The organism is Paractinoplanes toevensis, from assembly GCF_018332695.1.
GTDB lineage: Bacteria > Actinomycetota > Actinomycetes > Mycobacteriales > Micromonosporaceae > Actinoplanes > Actinoplanes toevensis.
Genome location: NZ_BOQN01000229.1, coordinates 1 through 2,907 on the forward strand (window position 1 = coordinate 1; position 2,907 = coordinate 2,907).

At 68.6% G+C, this 2,907-nt stretch carries 4 protein-coding genes; 3 read left to right on the plus strand and 1 reads right to left on the minus strand.

Features of this window, described 5'->3' with window-relative positions; genetic code table 11:
- Window positions 1–163: 163 nt before the first annotated feature.
- Window positions 164–940 carry a deoxyribonuclease IV gene (locus Ato02nite_RS50825; RefSeq protein WP_203812810.1) on the minus strand — a complete coding sequence of 259 codons (777 nt, stop codon included), beginning with the start codon at window positions 938–940 and terminating at the stop codon, window positions 164–166.
- Between the two features lie 108 nt (window positions 941–1,048).
- Between Ato02nite_RS50825 and Ato02nite_RS50830 the strand changes: the two genes are divergently transcribed.
- The 3 genes from Ato02nite_RS50830 to ssb all read left to right on the plus strand — a co-directional run.
- Entirely contained in the window at window positions 1,049–2,023 is a 975-nt protein-coding gene (locus Ato02nite_RS50830; protein ID WP_213013949.1) for a hypothetical protein, read from the plus strand.
- 291 nt (window positions 2,024–2,314) lie between these two features.
- On the plus strand, window positions 2,315–2,605 hold the full coding sequence (gene rpsF / locus Ato02nite_RS50835; protein WP_203732963.1) for a 30S ribosomal protein S6: 291 nt from the start codon (window positions 2,315–2,317) through the stop codon (window positions 2,603–2,605).
- Between the two features lie 65 nt (window positions 2,606–2,670).
- On the plus strand, window positions 2,671–2,907 hold a 237-nt coding region (ssb, locus tag Ato02nite_RS50840; RefSeq protein WP_213013950.1), incomplete at its 3' end, for a single-stranded DNA-binding protein.

The window sequence follows — 2,907 nt, forward strand, 5'->3', positions numbered from 1 at the left end:
CAGCCGAGGCGGGAGCCGCTGGCTTGGACGGGCCGGACGCGGCCGGGCGCAGCACCTCTTTCTCCAGGGCAGGTTTATCCGGGGCGCGCTGCGAAGGCGGCCCGGGAGCTGTGGGCTGCTTCGGCTGGTCGGTGGTCATGGTCCTCCCCAGTAACCAGGCGCGTCAGCGGCCCGCCCGCTCCCGCAGAAGGGCGATGTCGGCGGTCTGACCTTCGGTGCCGCCAGGCGTCTCGACGACGGCCGGTGCGCCGGAGGCCCGGATCGCAGCCACCACCAAGTCCGGGTCGATCTTGCCATTACCGAGGTTGTCGTGCCTGTCCTGTCCGGAGTCGAATCCGCCCTTCGAATCGTTGGCGTGGATCAGGTCGATGCGTCCGGTGATGGCTTTGACCCGGTCGACGATGCCGACCAGGTCTTCGCCGCCGGCGAAAGCGTGGCAGGTGTCGAGACAGAAACCGGCGCCGAAGCCGGCCACCGCTTCCCACAGCCGGGCCAGGTCGTCGAAGCGGCGGGCGCACGCGTTGTCGCCGCCGGCCGTGTTCTCGATCAGGATCGGCAGCGGCAGACCACCGTCCTTCTCCGCATATTCGAAGGCTTTGCGCCAATTGTCGAATCCGGCCGCCAGATCGGCGTCCTTGCCGACGTGGCCGCCGTGCACGATCAGGCCTTTCGCCCCCAGCTCGGCCGCCGCCCGGGCATGGGCCATGAGCAGCTTGCGGCTCGGGATGCGGATCCGGTTGTTGGGCGAGGCGACATTCACGATGTAGGGCGCGTGGATGTAGATGTCCACCTCGGACTCACGCAGGGCCGCGGCATCTTCACGCGGTTTGGGTGATTTGTAACCCTGCGGGTCGGTCAGGAAGAACTGGACGGCGTCGGCACCGCGGGCGGCGGCCGCCTCCAGAGGATCGGTGGGATCGACATGAGCTCCGATGCGCATGGGGAAGAGCCTACGACGCGGGTACGACGCTTTCCGCCCCCGCGTCACCGGCCTGCGCCGGACCTCGTTGACCCCAATCGAGGCTTTCAGCGAGCGGGGAGATGGTTCATGTCGCGGCAGTTCCGGTACCGGATCACGGCGTTGGCGTTGGGTGCTCTGATCTTCGGGGCGCCGCTGCTGACGAACGGGACGGCGAGTGCCGAGCAGAGCGAGGGCGGCCGCCAGGTGACCTTCGGCGGCGGCGGGATGCTCGCACTGTCCTGCCGTTCGCATCCCGACGTCGAGTCGCTGGTGGTTCCGGCCGACAGCACGGTGCGGGTGGTCAACCGGACCGGCTACAGCGCGCGGCTGCAGCTGGCCGGCGAAACGAAGGGCACACTGCCGGACGACGCCTCGACCGAGGTGGTGTTCCGGCGCGGAACCACCGAGGTGACGCTCGAGCCGAACTGCCCGCTCGGCGAGGACACCGCTCCGCTGCTGGTCACGGCATCGCCGTCGGCCACGACGATGATGCTGCCGGACCCGACGCCGGTGCCCGCGGACGACGACGCGAGTGCGTCGGCCGCCGCGTCGTCGGGGTCGTCGAACGCGCCTTCCGGGCCAGTGGCGGGCACGACCCTGCCGGACTCGGCGGCGGCCACGCGCTCCACCCGGACCTCGGCCGCCGGTCACGCCGGGGCTCACGGTCCGGCCCAGCGGACCTCGACCGGCACTCGCGCCGCGGCGCAGGGCATGCCGCAGGGCGGCGGCGCCGAGAAGATCAAGACCAGGACCACGACGAGTACGGCGGGAAGCCCCGTCCCGGCGTTCGCGGGCATGCCTCCGGGTGACAAGAAGACGCTTGTCCCCGGCGTACCGCAGGTTGATCTGGCGCCGGCCACGCAGGACGCGGAACCGGCGGCAGTGAGCCCGCCTCCCACCGAGATCGCCGCGGCGGAGCCGGTGGCGGCGATGGCGCCGATCAGCGAGTCCGGCCCGATCGGGATGCTCGGGCTGATCGCGGCGGTGTGCGTGATGGGGGTCGGTGCGGCGGCTATTCGGGCAATCGTGTCGCAGCGTGCAAATCGGGCAAACGTGGCGTAACGTAGTCGTCAACAAGCTCCGCGGGGCGGCCGCGTCCAACCTCATCGGTGTGGTCGTTCCTCCCCAGGTCCCACCCAGCGAAAGCGGATCGGGCGCCCCGCGGCTGAAGCGAGAAGGACCCCGTCGGTGGACGGGGTCCTTTCGATTTGGGCAGGTCGACCCGCCTGGGTATGCTTGCTCGGTTCGCAGTGTGGCCGTGGGCTTTCTCGTCCACGGCTTTTCATTGCGAGCGACACAAGACCTCCTGCCACGGAGAGACCGTGGCCGCATAGCCCACAGGAGGTGAATGTCTTGCGTCATTACGAACTCATGGTGATCCTCGATCCTTCGCTCGAGGAGCGCACCATCGCCCCGTCGCTCGATCAGTACCTGAAGGTGATCACGAACGCGGGTGGCTCGGTGGAGAAGCTCGACGTGTGGGGCCGTCGCCGGCTCTCGTTCGAGATCAACAAGAAGGCCGAGGGCATCTACGCCGTCGTCGACCTTCAGGCGACCCCCGAGGCCGTCGCCGAGCTGGACCGTCAGCTGCGGCTCAACGAGAACATCCTGCGTACCAAGGTCATTCGGCCCGAGACCCGCTGAGCCTCGTTTTTGTCAGGGGGTTCTGAGAACCTCCTACGAACGAGAACAGCGGCGAGGAGTAGATCATGGCAGGAGAAACCGTTATCACGGTCGTCGGGAACCTCACCGACGATCCCGAGCTGCGCTTCACCCCGTCGGGTGCGGCGGTTGCCAAGTTCCGCATCGCGTCCACGCCGCGGACCCTGGACCGTCAGTCGAACGAGTGGAAAGACGGCGAGCCACTGTTCCTTGCGTGCAACATCTGGCGTGACGCCGCCGAGCACGTCGCCGAGTCGCTGCAACGCGGTTCTCGGGTGATCGTG

Excerpts from the sequence above, each read along its gene's own strand:
- Ato02nite_RS50825 (WP_203812810.1), bottom strand. The coding sequence starts at position 940 with ATGCGCATCGGAGCTCATGTCGATCCCACCGATCCTCTGGAGGCGGCC.
- Ato02nite_RS50830 (WP_213013949.1), top strand. The coding sequence starts at position 1,049 with ATGTCGCGGCAGTTCCGGTACCGGATCACGGCGTTGGCGTTGGGTGCT.